Genomic DNA, 18375 nt, shown 5'->3' on the forward strand with positions numbered 1-18375 from the left:
ATAGTCGCGACTTGGCTTGTTCGGGACAATGCGTCTAACGGTAGGCGATATGAAACGGCTGCCCGCCGACACTTCGATCTACGCCCCTTGGGAGCACGGACATGCACAGCACAACATTCGCGGAAATCGAACTCGGCGCGCCGCAAGCGGCGAAAGCAGCGGTGAGTTTGCCGCGCGGTCCGGGCCGGACGCAGAGCCAAGGCGCACGCGCCGCAGCCGTATCGCCGATCGCATGGCATACGCAAGCGCCCGAATCCACGCCGGCCACGGCACGCGCAGCCGATCGCAACGACTGCGAACATTGCAGCTCGCGCAAATTCTGCATGCCCGAGGGTTTCGATACGAAGAAAGCCGCCGCGCATAACGGCGTCTTCGGCAACACGCGCAAAATCAAACAGGGCGAGGCGATCTTTCGAGCGGGCGAGCCGTTCCGCAATCTTTATGTCGGCAAAGTCGGATCGTTCAAGACCGTGGCTATCGATAACGACGGCCGCGAGCAGATCATCGGCTTCCCCATTGCGGGCGAGTTCGTTGGGATGGACGGCATCGGGACCGGCGTTCACGCATTCGATGCCATCGCGCTCGAAGACGGCATCGTATGTTCGCTTCCGTTCCATGCCCTGACGGAAATGAGCGAACAAGATCTGAGCTTGAGAAACCATCTACACAAGCTGATGAGCCGCGAGCTCGTGCGCGAATCGGCGCTACTCATGCTGATGGGCCGGATGACGGCGCTCGAGCGGTTAGTCGCGTTCCTGCTCAACATCTCGAAGCGCTACGCGCAGCGCGGATACTCCTCGCACGATTTCAACCTGCGTATGACGCGCGACGAAATCGGATGCCATTTGGGCCTGACGCTCGAAACGGTGAGTCGCGGGCTGTCCAAATTGGGCTCGCTCGGACTCGTCAAATGCGCGGGCAAGCAGGTATCGATCGTGAATATGGCCGAGCTCGAGCAGATGAGCGGCCACTATATTCCGCACTGACCGGCCGGCCGCGGCGCCGATAGCCGGAAACTAAGCCTGGGCCGTACTGCGGGTTGCCAGACGATTCCAAAGCATCCCTGCTCGGTTTCCGGTTCGGCAATAGGCGAGGATAGGTTTCGGCAGCGCTTCCACCAATGCGCCGAAGGCGTCGACCTGCGCATCGCCGTTTTCGCCGGGCTCGATCGGCAGATAGCGCGCCTCGATGCCCAATTCGCGGGCGGCCGCGGCGATTTCTTCGAAGGCAGGCTGGTCCGGGCTCTCTCCGTCGGGGCGATTGCAGATGACGGAGCGGAAGCCCGCGTTGCGTATCGCCTTCAGATCGGCGGGTGCAATTTGCCGCGAAACGGCGAATCCGCTCGACGCCGTCGCACGGCATTGCTCGATGGCGCGACGGAAGCACGAGACCGCAAAATCGATATCACGCTCCGCCGTAAAGCGGCCCAAACTCACGCGTACCGTTCGGCCGGCTGCTTCCGGATCGAGACCGATTGCCGTCAGCACATGCGACGGCGTACCGGCGTTCGAGTTGCAGGCGGACGTGGACGAGACGGCGAGCGCGTCGCCGAGCATCGATGGATAAAAGCCGGGCACATCGACGGTCAGACTCAACGTGTGAGGGATACGTCGCGCAAGGCGGGCGTTCTCCGAAATATTCCCTAGCGCCAACACCGACTCTCTCAGGCGCGCGCTAAGCGCACAGATCCTGGCTGCCTCGGCCTCGAGTTTCGACGCGGCCAACTCGCATGCGGTGCCCATGCCGACGATCTGATGCGTCGCGAGCGTACCCGAACGCAATCCGCGCTCGTGCCCTCCGCCATGCATTTGAGGGGCGATGCGGGACGTGATGTCACGGCGGATATAGAGTGCGCCGATACCTTTAGGTCCATAGACTTTGTGTGCGGACATCGACAAGAGGTCGATTCCGAGGGCACGGACGTCGATCGGCGTCTTGCCGAGCGCCTGAGCCGCATCGACATGCAGCAGTGCGCCCGCGGCATGCACGATCCGAGCGATGGGCGCGATGTCGGTCAGCGTCCCGAGTTCGTTGTTCACGAGCATCAGCGAGACGAGCCCCGTGTCCGGACGCAGGGCGGCCGCGACGGCGTCGGCCGTGATGTCGCCGTTCGGCGACGGCGATAGATAGCTGACCGAAAAGCCCCGCTCGGAGAGGCTCGCCATCGTATCGAGAACGGCCTTGTGCTCGATACGGCTCGTCATCAAATGGCGCCGCTCGGTCACCGCGTCGGCGTAGCCTTTGAGCGCGAGATTGTTCGATTCGGTGGCGCCCGATGTCCAGATGATCTCGTCCGCGTCGGCGCCGATGAGCGCAGCCACTTGGGCGCGCGCTTGTTCGACCTTTTTCCGCGCGAGCGTCCCGGCCGCATGGGAAGTGGACGCGGGGTTGCCGAAGACGCCGTCGAAGCCCAGGCAGGCGCACATCGCCTCTATCACGCGCGGATCCGCCGGCGTCGTTGCTGCGTAGTCGAGGTAATGCAACGTTTCGTTCGCGCTGATGCTCATGCTGATTCTCTTACCAATCGATAAGAGGGCATGATATGGCGAACGTGCTGGAAAATGGCTCCAAAATCTATCGAGAATTCGAATATCGATAGAAGAATTTTCTCTTTACGCCGGTACGCGGCTTTGCAGCTGGTCGCGCAGGGTGCGATATTCCTGACTACGCATTCCATACTCGAGCGCGAGTTGAACCAGGCGCCGCTGCCATGGCGTGGCGAATAAGCCACCGCTCGCGCCGCCCTCCGTACCGATTAGCGCTGCGACGAGGGGCTGGTCGCCGCGTTCGCGTTCGCTGCGGTCTGCCTCGCGATCTGTCGGCGGGCCGCCGCGGAGTCTTTCCCTGCAATGTGGGTCGTTCATCACGAGGGAAAGCTTTTCTTCCCAGAGCATGAACTGCGCGAGTTGAACGAACCGATTGCCGTCGTTTTCGTCCGCGGGCGAACTCTTGCGGCCGTGAAGCCAAGCGAAGAATTCATCTGCCGGCAGCGGACGTGCAATCGCGTATCCCTGCGCCGCGTCGACGCCGAGAATCCGCAGCGCCGGCAAGAGCGCGGGATCCTCGATGCCTTCGGCGACGACCGACATGCCGAGCGAATGCCCGAGCCGCGTCAACTGATAGACGAAGCGCAGCGGATCGGACGCATCGCGTTTGATCTCTCCCACGATGGACCGATCGATCTTGACCAGATCGAAAGGAAATTCATGCAAGCGAGCCAAGCTGCTGTGTCCCGATCCTAGATCGTCTTCCGCCAGCAGAACGCCGATTGCCTTGAACTTGCCGAATTCGTCGCGGCTTTCGAGGCTTTGCGGTACGCGCTCGGTTTCGAGCACTTCGAGCGTGAGCCGTCCCGGAGGGCAGCCAAGCGCATCCATCGCTTCTTGGGTGGCTTGCAGGTAGCGGCTGTCATGCAGCGCCATCGGCGGCAGGTTGATGGAGATGCCCAAATCGAAGCCGGCCCGAAGCCAGGTATTGCGTTGCTCCAAAGCGCGCTCGAGCGCACGCACATAGAGGGCGAAATAATCTTCTATCGACAGCACGCTCAAGAAGTCGCCCGGCGTCAGCAGTCGGTCGCCGTCGTAGAGACGAGCCAAGACCTCGACCTTTTGCACTTCCCCTGTCATCAAGTCGACGATCGGTTGATAGTGCATTTGCAACGCATCGGAGCGAAGCAGCGTAACCCATCGCTGACGTACGCCGAACGGTATCGTATGCCCCTCGCCTTCGGTCGCTTGGATGCGTGCTAAGGCGAAGCCGAGCAGCGTCTGAAGCAGATCCACGAAGATGCGCTGGCTCGTGCCGCTATATCCGCCGGGCAGCGCGCTGTATAGGGACAAGATTGCCAACGGCAGATGGCCGGGAGCGCGAATGGGAATCGCGATGCTCGACCGGAAACCGGCACTACGCGCGATATCGCGCCAGGCCGTCACGGCGAGATCGGTTTGAAAATTGAGCACGCGCTCCGGTTTTCCGCCGCGCCATGCTTTTCCGGCAGGACCTTGACCGGTCGGATCGTCGGCATGAATCGAGATACTGCAATCGGATTCCTCCATCGACTCGAGATAGCTTTGCATGCGCTTGTCCGATACCGCTTCGAAGCGCAGCGCGCCTTGATGATCGGGGCGACCGATGGCGCAGGCGGTGACCTCGTCCAACGAGGCGAGGATACGAACCAGCTGAGCGATGAGATCCGTGTAGCTGCTTGCCGACCAGGCGAGCTCGGTAATGTCGAGCAACGCTTGTTGCCTAGCTTCTTGTAGCGATTCGTACGCCTCGAGTTGCCAGGCTAGGTCGCGATTGAGCCGACGCGAAAGGATAGAGAGGCATTCGCCGTAGGCGGATACGTCGATGCAATCGGTGAGCGATCCTAGCAAGATGCCGCGACTGCGGGCCAAGTGTTGCCGGTCGAGGCCGACGATCGCATGGATCCGCCCGATCTTGATCGCCGAGGCGCGATGAGCCTCCTCCGTTAGTGCGGGGTCGGCGATCAGCTTGAGATTGTCCTTTTGCGCCGCGCGCAAATGCATGTGTTCGTCGGGCGATAGCGTGCCGAGCAATTGCTTCGGCAATTCGAGTCGATTGAGCCGGAGGTAGAAGAGTTCGATCGCCTCTGGAATCGCGTGTTCCAGCGTCGTCTGAATCGTTGTGAGTACTGTCCGAGCCGCGTAGCCGTAGGGCGACGCGTATCCGTTCGGCGGCGATTGCGCTTGCTCGACGCGAGGATGAAGCGGATGAAGGCCTTCTTGCTTGGGTCGTTCGTTCATCGCGTCTCCGACGATACCGCTTTCGCAACGGCTACTTGCATTTCTAGGCGAATGGAGACGGATCTTCGGCGGTGAAAACACTGTCTCGGCTTCGAACGTTCGCGATGCGTCACCGCGGGATCTCGCATGCGCAAGCAGTTTGACTAAGGCCATCTTCGTCGGCCTTGATCTGGGTCAAGGACGCGATCCGCTTTAGCCGGATGTCGATTGGAACCGGTGCACGACAACGTTTGCTCGTTTTGGCGCCATTACGAGCATCGACAGGATCGATAGGAAGCGTGTCAAACCCCACGAGACAGGGTGTTGCGTTTTCATCATGCGCCCGGTCGCGGTTGACTGCCGTCAACTTAGTTCGTTGTCCTCAACGATACATTTGACCTATACGAAAACGGCTCGGACGTTATCCAAGAGCCCCGAGGGCAGTTAAAAAATAGGCTTTATACGGGGATCTTGTCTGTGCAAGCAGCGTACTTCAACGCGTTCAATCTTCTCGTCGTGATTGCATGCGTGGTCATCTTAGCGTCGTCGCTCGACGATCTGTTCATCGACGCCTATTACTGGATCCGTGCCGCGTACCGCGCTCTAGTCATACGCCGGCGCTACCCCAGACTGACGGCGCAAGCCCTTCGCACCGAAGAGGAACGATGGTTCGCGATCATGGTGCCCGCGTGGAAGGAGTACGCGGTGCTGGCGCAAATGATCGAGCACACCATAGCGACGCTCGAATATCGCAAGTTCGTCATCTTCGTCGGTACCTATCGCAACGATGCCGATACGACGATCGAGGCCGAGCGTATGGCGCGGCGCTATCCGAACGTCGTGCGGCCCGCGATGGTGCCGCATGACGGACCGACGTGCAAAGCCGATTGCCTCAACTGGATCGTCCAATCGATTCTCGAGCACGAGGCCACGCATGCCATGCGCTTCGCTGGAATTGCGATGCATGACTGCGAGGACATCGTTCATCCCCTGGAGCTCAAGCTCTTCAATCACTTGATCGAGCGGAAAGACTTTCTTCAGCTTCCGGTGCTGTCGCTCGAACGGAAGTGGAGCGACTGGGTGGGATGCACCTACCTCGACGACTTCAGCGAGTGGCATTCGAAGGATCTCGTCGTGCGCGAAAGCTTGACAGGGTGTGTGCCGGGCGCCGGCGTCGCATCGTGCTATAGCCGCCGCATCGTCGATCGATTGCTCGAGTCGGGGAAGGACGAGCCCTTTTGCACGGACAGCCTGACGGAAGACTACGACACAAGCTTCCAAATGAAGCGTATCGGTGCTCGCATGGCGTTCGTTTGGCTTCCGCTCGAATACAAGACGAGACGCCGGCGCCTACTGGGGGGGCAGCATCGCGAAATCGACGCGAAGAGCATCATCGCCACGCGCGAACTTTTCCCGGGCACGTTTCGAGCCGCCTACCGGCAACGCGCGCGCTGGATTATCGGCATCGCGTTTCAGGGTGCGCATAGGCTCGGATGGCGCGGTTCGCTGGCGACCAAATACATGTACCTGCGGGACCGCAAGGGTACGGTGACTTCGCTCGTGACGATTCTCGCCTACGTCCTGCTATTCAATCACCTGGGTCAACGTTTTGCCGCGGCGCGCGGGTGGATCGTCGACGATCAAACGCTGTTGGAGGCGTCGCCGACTTGGCTCGCCGACATCATGTTCGTCAACGCGGCGATGCTCGGAAACCGGGTATTTCAGCGTGTTTATTTCGTCTCGCGACTAAACGGTTGGCGACAAGGTGCGCTCTCGATCCCCCGGCTCGTCGTCAACAACTTCATCAACTTCTTCGCGGTCTGCCGCGCTTGGCGGCTATACGCCGTCTCGGCTATCACGGGCCAACCGATCGGTTGGGACAAGACGAAGCATTCGTACCCGTCGCGCGAGGATTTGAAGCTCGTTCATCACAGTCTCGGCGAATTGCTGCTGTCTTGGCATTCGATCACGCAGAAACAGCTTGACGACGCCCTGGCCATGCAAAAGAGCCACCCCGGAATACGGTTGGGCGAATTGCTGGTCGATGGCGCGGGGCTGGACGCGCACACGCTTGCCGATGCGATCGCGTTCCAGGCCGGGCTGCCGCGCGCGGACTTGCGCGATCGCGATTGGCGGGCGTTCGTGTCGCGTTTGCCTGCGTATATCGCGCTACGCCATCAAGCCGTTCCGTTTGGAGACGGCGAAGCGGGCGCGTTGAACGTCGCGGTTCCGAGCCCCCTCGACGAGACCGCCATGGCGCAGTTGCGCGCTGCTGCCGGAGTCGATGTGCAATGTTTCATCGCATCGGAGGCCGAGATCACGGCCGCGCTCGATGAATTGCATCTTCCGGGCGAGGCCCGAGCCGACCGGTCGAAGGTGGACTCGATATGACTCGACGCTTTTCGGCGCTGTCCGTTTGCGCGGCCTTATCGGTCTGCGTCGCCGCTCCTCTCGCTTACGCGCAGGATGAAACCAGCCGATCTCTCGACACTGCGTACGCGCTCGTGCATGCCGGAAACGATGCGGACGCCCTCGCATCGTTCGAAGCGAGTTTCGCTCGGCATCCGGCAACGGCGCGCGCATACCTCGACGCCGCCTACGCGGCAACGCGCCTCGGCAAGCACGACGCCCAATACGATAGGAAGGCGCTCGTCTTCTTTGAAGCGGCCTTCGCGCAACGTCCGGGCACGGCGGACGAGTATCTCGATGCAGCCTATACGGCGCGCCGTTTCTCTACGATCGATGGGTCTTATGCCAGGAAAGCGATTGAGTTTTTCGATGCGAGCTTCGCGCAGCAGCCGGGCACGGCCGTTCAATATCTCGATGCGGCCTATGCGGCCCGGAGTCTAGGCGATAGCGATCGTGCGAACGATAGGCGCGCACTCGAGCTGTTCGACGCGAGTTTCGCATTGCAGCCGGGTACCGCGCAGCAATATGCGGATGCGGCCTATGCGGCGCGCGATCTGGCCGTCGACGATCCCACGTATGCAAGGAAAGCGCTCGAGTTGTTCGAGGCGAGCTTCGCAAAGGAGACGGGCACGGCTTCTCAATACGTCGACGCGGCTTACACCGCGCTATCGCTTGGCAAGCACGATCGCGCGCTCGAAAGGAAAGCGCTCGCCTTGTTTCGCACCGGCTTTGCGCGACAGCCGGCCACTGCGACGCAATATGCCGACGCAGCTTACCTCGCGCGTGGCCTTAACGAAAACGAAATCGCCGACGATCTGTTTCGACGCAGCCTCGATGCGAATGCACGAGCAGGTCAATACGATGCCGAGCGCGCGTTCGGCTATCGCCGCGCGATCGACGATGCCGAGCGGCGGGTCGGCGTCGTGGTGAACGGCGCATATCAATCGGGCGGATTCGGTCCTCAAGAGACGATCGGCCTCTTCCAAGGTGGGACTGAGATCTATTGGCAGCCTTCCAAGATCGGCTATCGGGACGGAAAGATTTTTCAACTCTTCGCGCGGCAGTACACGACGCTATACGACCGTAGCGGCGGTGCCACGGGCTTGCCGACGCTGCAATGGTCGATGGGCGCGCGCTATAAACCCTTCCCGTCGCGCGATCTGGTGTTCACCGTCGAAAAGCTGATCAAGGGCGGCCGTACCGCCTACGACGACACGCTGTTTCGGATCGGCTATTCGCTCGACGAGGGTATCGATCTTCACCCGATCAAGCCGGATTGGCCGAGCTGGCAGATCTATACCGAGAGCGCCTATTTCGCCAATCAGGGACGTTTCATCCAGCCGGTCGAACTGCGCTATGGCCACGCTTGGCGGCTTGATTCGATCGGCGGGCGCCTTGTCGTATTTCCGCATGCCGCGGTTGCCGGCGACTTCGACAGCCGCGCGCCGCATCGGCTTGCACTCGGTGTCGGGCCCGGTGTCGGGCTGCGGTACTGGTTTCGAGAAAGCGCCTATCGCGCGCCGGCAAGCTGGTTCGATTTGAACGTGCAGTACCGCCTGCGCTTGACCGACGCCAATCGAGCAAAAGGGCTGGTGGTTCGCACGACCCTTTGGTTTTAAAACGATCCATTAGACATGACATCCGGCGGCAGCCGGGGAGAACGACGATGCAACGCGTATTGACGGTATTTGGAACGCGCCCGGAGGCGATCAAGATGGCACCGCTCGTGCGGGCGCTGAAGCAACATTCAGCATTCGAGGTGACCGTCTGCGTGACGGCGCAACATCGGCAAATGCTCGATCAAGTGCTCTCGCTGTTCGACATCGAGCCCGATTTCGATCTGAACGTGATGCACGAAAACCAATCGCTATCGGATCTGACGGCGAATATTTTGAATCGGATAGGAGGGGTGTTCGATGCCGCGCGGCCCGATATCGTCTTGGTGCATGGAGATACGACTACCACGCTGGCGACGAGCCTCGCGGCGTTTTACCGATACATACCGATCGGTCACGTCGAAGCAGGGCTGAGAACCGGCAATATTCATTCGCCGTGGCCCGAAGAGTTGAATCGCCGCGTAACGGACGCGGTCGCCTCATGGCATTTCGCCCCGACCGAAACGGCGAAGCGCAACCTGTACGGCGAGGGCGTGCCGCCCGAGCAGGTGATCCTGACCGGCAACACCGTGATCGATGCGTTGCTGCAAACGCAGGAGAGACTGAAGACGGACCCCGTGCTTGCCGCACAGGCCGCGGCCGACTTTTCGTTTCTCGACCCGTCGCGTAAGCTCATTCTCGTGACAGGGCACCGCCGCGAGAGTTTCGGCGAGCCGCTCGAACGGATCTGCCTTGCGCTACGGGCGCTCGCGCGCAAGCGCAGCGATGTCGAATTGCTCTATCCCGTGCACCCCAATCCACGCGTTGGCGAGGCTGTGAACGCGATTCTCGGCGGTCTGCCGAACGTGAGACTGATCGGGCCGCAACAGTATGCGTCGTTCGTCTACTTAATGTCACGCGCCTACCTTATCGTGACCGATTCGGGCGGCATCCAAGAGGAGGCGCCGGCACTCGGCAAGCCTGTTCTCGTTACCCGCGAAACGACGGAGCGGCCCGAAGCGTTAGAGGCCGGCACCGCACGGCTCGTGGGAACCGATACGGCCCGCATCGTCGAGGAGATCGAGCGACTGCTCGATAGCCGCGCGAATTATGAGGCCATGGCACATGCCGCCAATCCCTATGGCGACGGTCATGCAAGCAGCCGTATTCTTGCGGCATTGGAGCAGGCCCCCGCTTCCGAAGAAATCGTCTCGATGGGGGCGGCCGACTCGAAGCGGTTTCCGATGTCGGAGCACGATGCGTTGGCAGTCGGACTACGCGCGGTGCGGGCCGCATAAGGTAACGCCTCCCAGATCTGTTACGGCAAGCCGATTTGCGTGCGCATCGGGATCGCGGAATAAGACATGTTAGATTTCACCCATCGCGCACATCGAAGGCGCGGCCGCAATACGGGGAAAATATGAATAAGATCGTTGCTCACGTCATCGGCAAGATCGAGACGACCGTCTATACGCAGTCCATGGACAGCGACACGGGGCTGCGCGTCGAGGACCTGGCGCGTGAAGTAGGGATGAGCCGCTTTCAGCTCCAGCGCCTATTCAAACGCGAGACGGGTCTCGATCTCGGGGAATTCATTCAGCAGAGCAAACTTCAGGTCGCATCGAATTTCGTCACGCTGACTCATGCGCCTTTGCTCGATGTCGCACTCAATGTCGGCTATAACGGCCAGCAATCGTTTACGCGCGCGTTTTCGAAGGAGAAGGGCGTTTCGCCGATGAAGATGAGGAAGGCGGCGCACGCCCGTTACGCGCCTTTCGAGCAAGCAGCGCCGGAGCCAACCATCGGGATACGCAGCGAACGATCGGTCGAGCCGCGGCGGCTATGGATGCGCCGGTATGTCGGCGCTTATAACCAAGTACTGATGCATTGGGCCGATTTCTCGGATCGTCTTCATGTGTCGAATCTAAAGGCAATCGGTCCGTTCTACGGCGTGATTTTCGACGACCCCGACAACACGCCCGCCGATCAGATCCGATACGGTTGTGCCATCGAGGCGCCGCTGCCGCCGGATGCGCTTCCCGACGGCTGGATCGAATTGGCCGCCGAGCCGTCGCGCTTTGTCGTGTTCTCGTTGCGATGCACATATATGGAGGGGCATGCTCGATTGCGGCCGCGTGTGCTTTCTTGGTTTCAACAATCGAAAGAGGCGTTCGGAACAGCGGGTGCCTTTGAAATCTATCAGACACTGCCGACCGGAGGGGATGAGCAAGCGCGCGACATGGAACTGCACGTTTCGTTGGCCAACTAGGCGGCTCAAGATAAAAGCGCTATGACCGACATCCTCTCGAGTAAGCTCCCCCATTCGCATTTCGATACGAGCGTGCTGCCGCCCGAGCTTCAGTTCGATGCGTGGCGCGAGGCGATCAACGTGATGTTCGATGCGCGCTCGGCCGGAGGCGAAGCGAATGGTTTCCAAGCGCAGGTGGACGCCTATCTGTTAGGAGAAACGGGCCTTGGCATGATCAGCGCGCAGGCCCAGCACTACGACCGGTCGCGCTCGAAGCTCGGCCGCGACGGTATCGACTCCTATGTGCTTCAGTACTACTTGGACGGCAGCTGTGGCCGGCGCGACGGCGGCAATGACAGCGCGACTCGACCCGGCGATCTTTTTATCGTGGATGCGGCGCAAGCGTTGTCCACGAGCACGAGCGACAGCCGCTTCCTCAGTCTCGTCGTGCCGCGCCGGCTGCTGGCGCCTTTGCTGCGCTCGCCCGATGAACTCAGTATGCGTGTGATGAGCGGCAACGCGCCGCTCATCGCGCTTTTGCGCGATCACCTCTGCGCGTTGTATCGCACTGCCGGGCAGCTTGATAACGCGCAGGCCCAGGCCGTTATGCCAGGGACGTTGCAATTGGCCGCTGCGGCGATCAACAGCGCGGTGACCGAGTCGAATGCCGGCGCAGTGACTCAGAGCCTTTTCTCGGCGATTTGCAGATATCTCGACGTAGAGATAACGAATCTGACCTTGACGCCGCAAGGGGTCGCTTCGCACTTCGGCATCTCGCGCGCCACGCTTTACCGATTGTTCGAACCGGTAGGGGGCTTTTTCCACTATCTTCGTCAACAGCGCCTGCGGCTGTGTCACGGCATCTTATCCGATCGCTCGCAAGGACATCGATCCATTGCCGATATCGCCCAAGCCTATGGTTTTCTCGACGCGTCGAATTTCACGCGGGCCTATCGTAGGGCTATCGGCATGTCGCCGCGCGAAACGCGAGCCCTTGCGTTGGAAGGCCATGCGAACCCCGTGCTGTCGGTTCAAGCCCATGACTGGCGGGCATGGCTCTCACAGATACGTTGAACCTCGAAGTCTGGGGCGTAACGAAGCGCTCATCCGAGCCATGTGGCTATGATTTTCTGTCGCATCGAGACGGAAAGACAACTCATTGAGACGCTGGGACCATTCGTTGGCATTCCGCTTTGGCTTTATTGAGTTTTGGACGTTCAGCATGCGAGCATTCGAGCCGACACGATTTCGCATAGCAGTATGGGGGCGCCGGAAGACACCGGCGCGCGTGCGGGATCGGGCTGCTTTTCCTACGAATTGGCCGAACGTAGTCGCGGGGAGACCAACAAATGCCAAAAATATTGGCCTGGTGTACGGAAAGCGAGGATTTCCAATTCCGGCCGGGAAACCACATGCCCGTCGGGTTTCGGACTTCCGTGGCGAACCGCAAGCGTGTCACTTTTGCCTACGCGGTGTTGAATCCGAGTTCGACTAACGGCGGAAAACGAAAAACGCTAACGTCATACCCCCTCTCGTTGCGGGGGCCGCGCGACGAGGTCGAAGACGACGTCGATCTCTACGACGAAATGCCTCCGCACACAGAGCGTGGGCACTTGCTTGCCGACGTCTTCGGCGGCGCGGACCATGAACGCAATCTCGTTCCCATGTCGCGTGTTTTCAATCAGCAGACATGGAAGCAGCAGGTGGAGGCCGTACTGACCACACTTGCAGCCAAGCACTCCGGCGAATTGTTGGGGTTGCGGATCCAATGCGTTTATGGAGCACCGAATCAAGACCCGCGGATACCCGTCGGCTATGTGGTCCGGTTATATAGTTTCGGCACAAAGAGCGTGTTGCGTAGCCAGCACACGTGGAGTTCGTATTTTATGGCCGGAAGCGTTCGCGCTATCCCGATGGGATACCACTTGCCGGTTAAGGCGCTTTTCTCGCCCTTTAAAGTCGAACAGATTCGAGAGATTAAGCTGGCGACGAGTCTTCCAAGCTTGATTTTGCCGGACGCCGATATAACGATCGTGGCGAAATTGGACTTGGGCAGCCTGCAAACGATGGCGCGGATCCTCGAGACGCCTCTCCTCCAGGCTCAGCAGGACATGATGACTGCGAACTGGAAACTTGAGGGCACCGCTTGCTCGAGAGGCTTCGACTTTAAGCTTCCGCCGGTGGATCTGCGCCCTTACGCGGTCCTCGACTATATGCTTTCGACGGGCGAGCTTGGACGACTCTTTCCTAAGCTCGCCAAGAAGGACCTCGCGCTTTGCTTTCGCTCGAAAGGCTTCGCGGACTGGCAGCGAGAGTTGATCTTTGCCGCGAATATGGTCCTGCACGATCAAGAGAGTCTGCTGATTTCCGACAATCAGTTCGACGAGGTCTATCGAGAAGTTCAAGTATTGATGAACGGTAGGGATCCGGGTGAAGAACCGACTATGGGCCGCTACGAGTACGCGGTTCGCGAGTGGCGCAACGGTTTGCCTGCGACTAGCCCGGAGGCGACGATGCATATGCCGCGCGGGGCGCTTTTCCTAGACTCGACGGCCTTTGCCCCACAGATCGATCACATCATCGCGAAAGCCGGGGCAAAAAATGGGACCGACGCTTTCAGCAACGCCCAGGTGGTGAGCGGTAAATGGAATCGCGCGAAGTCCAACCAAACCATGGTGCAGGGGATCATCGAGCGTGCTAGGGTTCCGAAAACGCGAGCCAGAAAATCGAAAGTCAAAACGGACTTTCGCGCGCTCGCGCTCGGCCGTTTGGAGCGAAACAGCAAACGATAGCGAGGAAAGCGGCGGTTGCCCTTAAGCGCTTTCTCGGACCACGAGTTCGAAGCCGAGATCGACCATTGGGGTGGCGACGGGCTCCGCTCGCATGATCGAGAGCAAAAGATCGGCTGCCGTGCGCCCCATCTCGGCGCGCGGCGTGCGTACTGTCGTTAGCCGGGGCACGCAATCTGCGGACCCCGCCAAATCGTTGAAGCCTACGATCGCCACGTCCTCCGGCACACGGATGTTCATCCGTCGTGCCTCGAAAAGGGCGCCTTGCGCCAAGTCGTCGTTGCCGAGAAAGATGCCGTCGACGTCCGGGCGTTGCGTCATCAATTGCCGGAAAAGCTCGCAACCGAGCCCGATCGACGAAGGCGCGGGCGTCAGAATTTCGAGCTCGGGATCATGCAGCCCCGCACGCTGCAATGCACGGCGAAAGCCTTCGCCCCGTTGCAACATCCGCGTGTCGAGTTGCGCGGCTACAAACGCATTGCGGCGGCAACCGCGCGCAACGAGATGCCGAGCCACCGCTTCGCCCGCGTCCTCTTGAGAGAAGCCGACGCAATAGAGATTGTCCGCGCGGGCAAGCTCCATCATATAGACGCACGGGACGCCGCTCGCATCGATAAGCCGCCGCGCGGCCTCGGTTCGGTCGAAGCCCGTCACGATCATTCCCATCGGCGGCGAGGCCAGGTAGTGACGTACAAGCGCTTCCTCTTCGTCGCGCAAGTAGTGCGAGTTGCCGATCAGAATTTCGATGCCGTGCGGCCGCAGCACCGTATGAATTGCCTCGACGACGTCGGTAAACACGTTGTTCGTCAGCGACGGCACCAACACGGCCACCGTATCGCTCTGCGCCCTCGCGAGCGCACGGGCGGCGGGATTGGCCACATAGTTCAACGCGCGCGCGGCCTCTTGCACCCGATCGACGTACTCCGCCCCGACCGACGAGAGGCCTCGCAGGGCGCGGGAGGCCGTGATCGTGCTCACGCCGGCGCGGCGAGCCACTTCCTCTAGCGTCGGGCGGCCGGTGCCGCGGGTTTTCCTGGGTGTCGGGGTCGTCATGATTCAACTAGGATAGCGCTGTCTCAACCGTCGTACAAACGTTCGATATTGTATTCGAATGGGGACGGATTGAAGCGAGAGGCGGCCCGAAGCCGCCTTTCTTTCGGTAAGAAGAGATAGCGCTATCTCAACGCAAGGAACTCGAATCGATGGACCAGACCGTATCGGCTATCGTCGTCATGGGCGTCGCAGGCTGCGGGAAATCGAGCGTCGCGCACGCTCTTGCCGCACGTCTCGGCGGCCGCTTCATTGAAGGCGACGCGTTTCATCCGGCTACCAACGTCGAAAAAATGCGGCGCGGCATCGGGCTCGTCGACGCCGACCGTTGGGGTTGGCTCGACCGCCTGGCGGCCGAGCTGAAGGATGCTTGCGAACGCGGCGAGCGCGTGGTGCTCGCTTGCTCGGCGCTGAAGCGTCGCTATCGGGAGCGTCTGCGGCTAGGCAGCCCGGCGACCGGCTTTGTCTTTCTGAGCCTGCCGCAGGAAGAAGCGGCGAAACGCGTGGGAACGCGCAGCGGCCACTTCATGCCTGATTCGCTGGTGGCAAGTCAGTTCGCGGATTTGGAAGCGCCCGTGGACGAAGCGGCGATTCTCACGGTCGATGCGACGCGTCCGCTCGACGCGATCGTCGATCAAGCCTTCGACTGGCACCGGGACACGGTTCTGGACGGCGGTTATTCCTCGGTCACAAGAGATAGCGCTGTCTTTGGCGATGCGCCTTCGCACGCGGGCAATCGGTGCGCGATGGCGGCTCCTTTCCCGGTTCAGCGATAGGTCAAACGCGGAGTACGTCGTCGCGGCGCTTTATTGTCTGCCGCAGGACGCACTCCAACGATTCACGAAGCCAGTCCGACAAAATTTGAGGAGACGATGATGGCATCGACGGCAACACAAAAAGTTGCGAAGCGGCGTTGGGTGATGGGGGTATTGTTGGGCGTAGGCGTGCTCATCAACTATTTCGACCGCATCAATCTTTCTGTCGCGGCGCCGCAGCTTAAGGCTGCGTTCAATATTTCTCCGGCCGAAATGGGCCTGCTCTTCAGCGCGTTTTTCTGGCCCTACGCGCTGTTGCAAATACCGGCAGGGGTGATCCTAGACCGTTGCGGGGTGACCCGTCTCGGTCGCTGGGGCTCCTTCCTGTGGGCGGCCGCATCGGCGGTAACGGCGTTTGCCAGCGGCTTCGGCGGCATCTTCGCGGCGCGTGCGATGCTCGGCGTGGCCGAAGCGCCGGGTTTCCCCGTTAGCGCGAAGGCCACCGGTTACTGGTTCCCGCGCAAGGAGCGCGCGCTCGCGACGGCGATCTTCGATGCGGCCGCGAAATTCTCGAACGTGATCGGCGTGCCGCTCGTGGCGGTGGTGGTCGTGGGCTTGGGCTGGCGCTGGGGCTTCGGCGTGACGGCGTTCATGAGCTTCGCCTATTTCGTCGCGTTCCTCTTGATCTACCGCGATCCGAGCAAAGACCCGAAGCTTTCGGAAGCCGAGCGCCGCTATATCGTCGAGGGCGGCGCCACGCCCGAGGGCGCGCCGAGTGCGAGTGCCGTGTCGATGCTCGGTTATCTGCTGAAGAAGTCGAAAGTCTGGGGGCTCACGATCGGCTTTGCCGCGTACGGGTACTCGTTCTATCTGTTCCTGACGTGGCTGCCGGGATACCTCGTGCAGACGATGCACATGAGCATCCTCAAGTCGGCGGGCTTTGCGGCAATCCCCTGGGCGGTGGCGACGGTCGCCGATCTGGTCGTCGGCGGCTGGTTGATCGATCATTTGATCGCTCAGGGGCGTGACGAAACGCGTGTGCGCAAGGCCGTGCTCGTCTGCGGCATGGTGCTGGGCCTCGCGGTCTTCGGCGCCACGCTGACGACTAACCCCATGTGGGCCATCGTCTGGATCTCGGTTGCGCTGGGCGGGCTCGCCGCGGCGGCACCCGTGGGCTGGTCGCTGCCCTCGCTGATCGCGCCGAAGGGCGGGGTGGGCACCATCGGCGGCATCATGAACTTCGCCAATAACCTCATGGGCGTGGCGGCGCCTGTCGTAACGGGCTTCATCGTCGGCGCCACGAATTCGTTCACGAACGCCTTCTTGATCGCGGGCGTCATCCTCGTGGTCGGCATCGTCTCTTTCGTGTTCGTCATGGGCCGGATCGAGCCGGTCGCCGAGCCGGACGAACCGGTGAGCCGCCGCACAACGTCCTTGGCTTGATCTTCTTGCCGGGCGGGTGCTCATAGACCCGCCCGGCACCTGCCTTTCTCCTTCTCGCGTGTTCCTCGCCGAAATCGAAGTGTTGATTTCGGTAGCAAAAATTTAATTAGTAGTCCTAATAGGAGACGAAGTAACGATGAAAACGACAACGATGACTCTCGCCGCCTGCGCCGCATTGATGTCCCAACTCGCGTGTGCGCAGGGCAGCGTGACGCTTTACGGGGTGGTCGATAACGGCCTGGCTTATCAGAACAACGGTACGACGCTCGGTTCGTCCGCACCGGGTCATTCGCTCGTCAAAATGTCCACGGGCGTGTGGCTGGGCGATCGCTTCGGGCTGAAGGGATCCGAGGATCTAGGCGGCGGTTCGAAGGCAATCTTTACGCTCGAATCGGGCTTCGCGGCGACCAACGGCGCATCGCAATATACGAACGGCCTGTTCACGCGCCAGGCCTGGGTGGGGATGACGAACGACCGATTCGGGACGCTAACGGCTGGGCGGCAATACACGGCGTATTACACGCTGCTTGCCCCGTATAGCCCCACGACGTGGCTGACGGGATACTTCGGCGCCCATCCCGGCGACATCGATTCGCTCGATACGCTGTACCGTGCGAACAATTCGCTCGTCTATATGTCGCCTTCGTTGCACGGCTTCACGTTCGGCGGCTCGTATTCGTTCGGCGGCGAGCCCGGCAGCGTGAACGCCGGCTCGACGTGGAGTGCGGGCGTGCAGTATCTGCAAGGACCGTTCGGCATCGCGGCGGCGTTCCAACGCATCAACAATTCGACTTCGGGCGGCGGCGCCTGGGGCGCGAATTCGACGACTTCGAACGGCGGCGCGCAAACCGCGGTGTCAGCCATCAACAACGGCTACGTCACGGCGCAGGCGCAGCAACGCATCGCGGTAACGGGCGGCTATAAGTTCTCGTCGGCTTGGGATGTGAGCGTGTCGTATTCGAACGTGCAATACGTTCCGGGGGTGAATTCGGCCTTTCGCGATACAGCGATTTTCAATACGTTGGGTGCGGTACTCCACTTCAAGCCGGCAGCAGCTTGGGACTTCGGGGCGGGCTATGCCTATACGCGTGCGACGAAGGCCAACGGCGTAGCGAAGGGCGCCCAGTATCAACAATTCACGCTGACCCAGTATTACGCGCTCTCCAAGCGCACCGGCTTATACGCGGCGCAGGCGTATCAGCATGCGAGCGGGCAGACAATGAACAACGGCGCGATCGTCGACGCTACGGCATCGATCGGCGATGGCTTTAGCGGTAACCCGTCGTCGACGCGCAATCAAATCGGCGTCGGCGTCGGTCTCGTGCATCGGTTTTAACCGCA

At 60.9% G+C, this 18375-nt stretch carries 13 protein-coding genes; 10 read left to right on the forward strand and 3 right to left on the reverse strand.

Annotation, left to right across the window (positions count from 1 at the left end):
* The first annotated feature begins 101 nt into the window (after window positions 1-101).
* Entirely contained in the window at window positions 102-986 is an 885-nt protein-coding gene (locus tag AB1286_RS22530) for a helix-turn-helix domain-containing protein (protein WP_430365469.1), read from the forward strand.
* 30 nt (window positions 987-1016) lie between these two features.
* On the opposite strand, the gene AB1286_RS22535 is transcribed toward AB1286_RS22530, so the two are convergent.
* The gene (locus AB1286_RS22535) at window positions 1017-2507 is read right to left on the reverse strand and encodes an aminotransferase class V-fold PLP-dependent enzyme (RefSeq protein ID WP_430365470.1); all 1491 of its coding nucleotides are present in this window, start codon (window positions 2505-2507) and stop codon (window positions 1017-1019) included.
* Between the two features lie 105 nt (window positions 2508-2612).
* Window positions 2613-4766 (reverse strand): EAL domain-containing protein, encoded by a 2154-nt coding sequence (locus AB1286_RS22540; RefSeq protein ID WP_430365471.1) that lies wholly within the window; start codon window positions 4764-4766, stop codon window positions 2613-2615.
* A 456-nt stretch (window positions 4767-5222) separates the two neighbouring features.
* Here AB1286_RS22540 and AB1286_RS22545 point away from each other — a divergent pair, with 456 nt between their 5' ends.
* The 6 genes from AB1286_RS22545 (at window position 5223) to AB1286_RS22570 (ending at window position 13789) form a co-directional block, all read left to right on the forward strand.
* Window positions 5223-7136 (forward strand): glycosyl transferase family protein, encoded by a 1914-nt coding sequence (locus AB1286_RS22545; protein ID WP_430365472.1) that lies wholly within the window; start codon window positions 5223-5225, stop codon window positions 7134-7136.
* Window positions 7133-8773 (forward strand): NfrA family protein, encoded by a 1641-nt coding sequence (locus tag AB1286_RS22550; RefSeq protein ID WP_430365473.1) that lies wholly within the window; start codon window positions 7133-7135, stop codon window positions 8771-8773. The genes AB1286_RS22545 and AB1286_RS22550 overlap by 4 nt, the downstream gene beginning before the upstream one ends.
* Window positions 8774-8820: 47 nt before the next feature.
* Window positions 8821-10047, forward strand: coding sequence for a non-hydrolyzing UDP-N-acetylglucosamine 2-epimerase (wecB, locus tag AB1286_RS22555; protein ID WP_430365474.1), 1227 nt, complete (start codon window positions 8821-8823; stop codon window positions 10045-10047).
* Between the two features lie 122 nt (window positions 10048-10169).
* Window positions 10170-11018: a helix-turn-helix domain-containing protein gene (locus AB1286_RS22560; RefSeq protein ID WP_430365475.1), complete on the forward strand. Its 849-nt coding sequence runs from the start codon at window positions 10170-10172 to the stop codon at window positions 11016-11018.
* Between the two features lie 21 nt (window positions 11019-11039).
* A complete protein-coding gene (locus AB1286_RS22565; protein WP_430365476.1) occupies window positions 11040-12071 on the forward strand; it encodes a helix-turn-helix domain-containing protein in 1032 nt (343 codons plus the stop codon).
* A 362-nt stretch (window positions 12072-12433) separates the two neighbouring features.
* Window positions 12434-13789 carry a DNA/RNA non-specific endonuclease gene (locus AB1286_RS22570; RefSeq protein WP_430365477.1) on the forward strand — a complete coding sequence of 452 codons (1356 nt, stop codon included), beginning with the start codon at window positions 12434-12436 and terminating at the stop codon, window positions 13787-13789.
* A gap of 21 nt (window positions 13790-13810) precedes the next feature.
* Here AB1286_RS22570 and AB1286_RS22575 read toward each other — a convergent pair whose 3' ends face one another.
* Complete coding sequence (locus tag AB1286_RS22575) at window positions 13811-14839, reverse strand: LacI family DNA-binding transcriptional regulator (RefSeq protein WP_430365478.1); 1029 nt, start codon at window positions 14837-14839, stop codon at window positions 13811-13813.
* Between the two features lie 149 nt (window positions 14840-14988).
* Between AB1286_RS22575 and AB1286_RS22580 the strand changes: the two genes are divergently transcribed.
* The 3 genes from AB1286_RS22580 to AB1286_RS22590 all read left to right on the forward strand — a co-directional run bounded on the left by AB1286_RS22580 (window position 14989) and on the right by AB1286_RS22590 (window position 18370).
* Window positions 14989-15612 carry a gluconokinase gene (locus AB1286_RS22580; RefSeq protein ID WP_430365479.1) on the forward strand — a complete coding sequence of 208 codons (624 nt, stop codon included), beginning with the start codon at window positions 14989-14991 and terminating at the stop codon, window positions 15610-15612.
* Window positions 15613-15711: 99 nt separating this feature from the next.
* Window positions 15712-17034, forward strand: a complete 1323-nt coding sequence (locus AB1286_RS22585) for an MFS transporter (RefSeq protein WP_430365480.1) — start codon at window positions 15712-15714, stop codon at window positions 17032-17034.
* Window positions 17035-17170: 136 nt separating this feature from the next.
* Window positions 17171-18370 (forward strand): porin, encoded by a 1200-nt coding sequence (locus tag AB1286_RS22590; protein ID WP_430365481.1) that lies wholly within the window; start codon window positions 17171-17173, stop codon window positions 18368-18370.
* The last annotated feature ends 5 nt before the right edge of the window (window positions 18371-18375 follow it).

The sequence above is a fragment of the Trinickia sp. NRRL B-1857 genome (genome assembly GCF_050470685.1).
Classification (GTDB): Bacteria; Pseudomonadota; Gammaproteobacteria; order Burkholderiales; family Burkholderiaceae; genus Trinickia.

What these genes read in the sequence shown, in the direction of transcription:
- AB1286_RS22530 (WP_430365469.1), top strand. Translation starts at nt 102, where the DNA reads ATGCACAGCACAACATTCGCGGAAATCGAACTCGGCGCGCCGCAAGCG.
- AB1286_RS22535 (WP_430365470.1), bottom strand. Translation starts at nt 2,507, where the DNA reads ATGAGCATCAGCGCGAACGAAACGTTGCATTACCTCGACTACGCAGCA.
- AB1286_RS22540 (WP_430365471.1), bottom strand. Translation starts at nt 4,766, where the DNA reads ATGAACGAACGACCCAAGCAAGAAGGCCTTCATCCGCTTCATCCTCGC.
- AB1286_RS22550 (WP_430365473.1), top strand. Translation starts at nt 7,133, where the DNA reads ATGACTCGACGCTTTTCGGCGCTGTCCGTTTGCGCGGCCTTATCGGTC.
- wecB (WP_430365474.1), top strand. Translation starts at nt 8,821, where the DNA reads ATGCAACGCGTATTGACGGTATTTGGAACGCGCCCGGAGGCGATCAAG.
- AB1286_RS22560 (WP_430365475.1), top strand. Translation starts at nt 10,170, where the DNA reads ATGAATAAGATCGTTGCTCACGTCATCGGCAAGATCGAGACGACCGTC.
- AB1286_RS22565 (WP_430365476.1), top strand. Translation starts at nt 11,040, where the DNA reads ATGACCGACATCCTCTCGAGTAAGCTCCCCCATTCGCATTTCGATACG.
- AB1286_RS22575 (WP_430365478.1), bottom strand. Translation starts at nt 14,839, where the DNA reads ATGACGACCCCGACACCCAGGAAAACCCGCGGCACCGGCCGCCCGACG.
- AB1286_RS22580 (WP_430365479.1), top strand. Translation starts at nt 14,989, where the DNA reads ATGGACCAGACCGTATCGGCTATCGTCGTCATGGGCGTCGCAGGCTGC.
- AB1286_RS22585 (WP_430365480.1), top strand. Translation starts at nt 15,712, where the DNA reads ATGGCATCGACGGCAACACAAAAAGTTGCGAAGCGGCGTTGGGTGATG.
- AB1286_RS22590 (WP_430365481.1), top strand. Translation starts at nt 17,171, where the DNA reads ATGAAAACGACAACGATGACTCTCGCCGCCTGCGCCGCATTGATGTCC.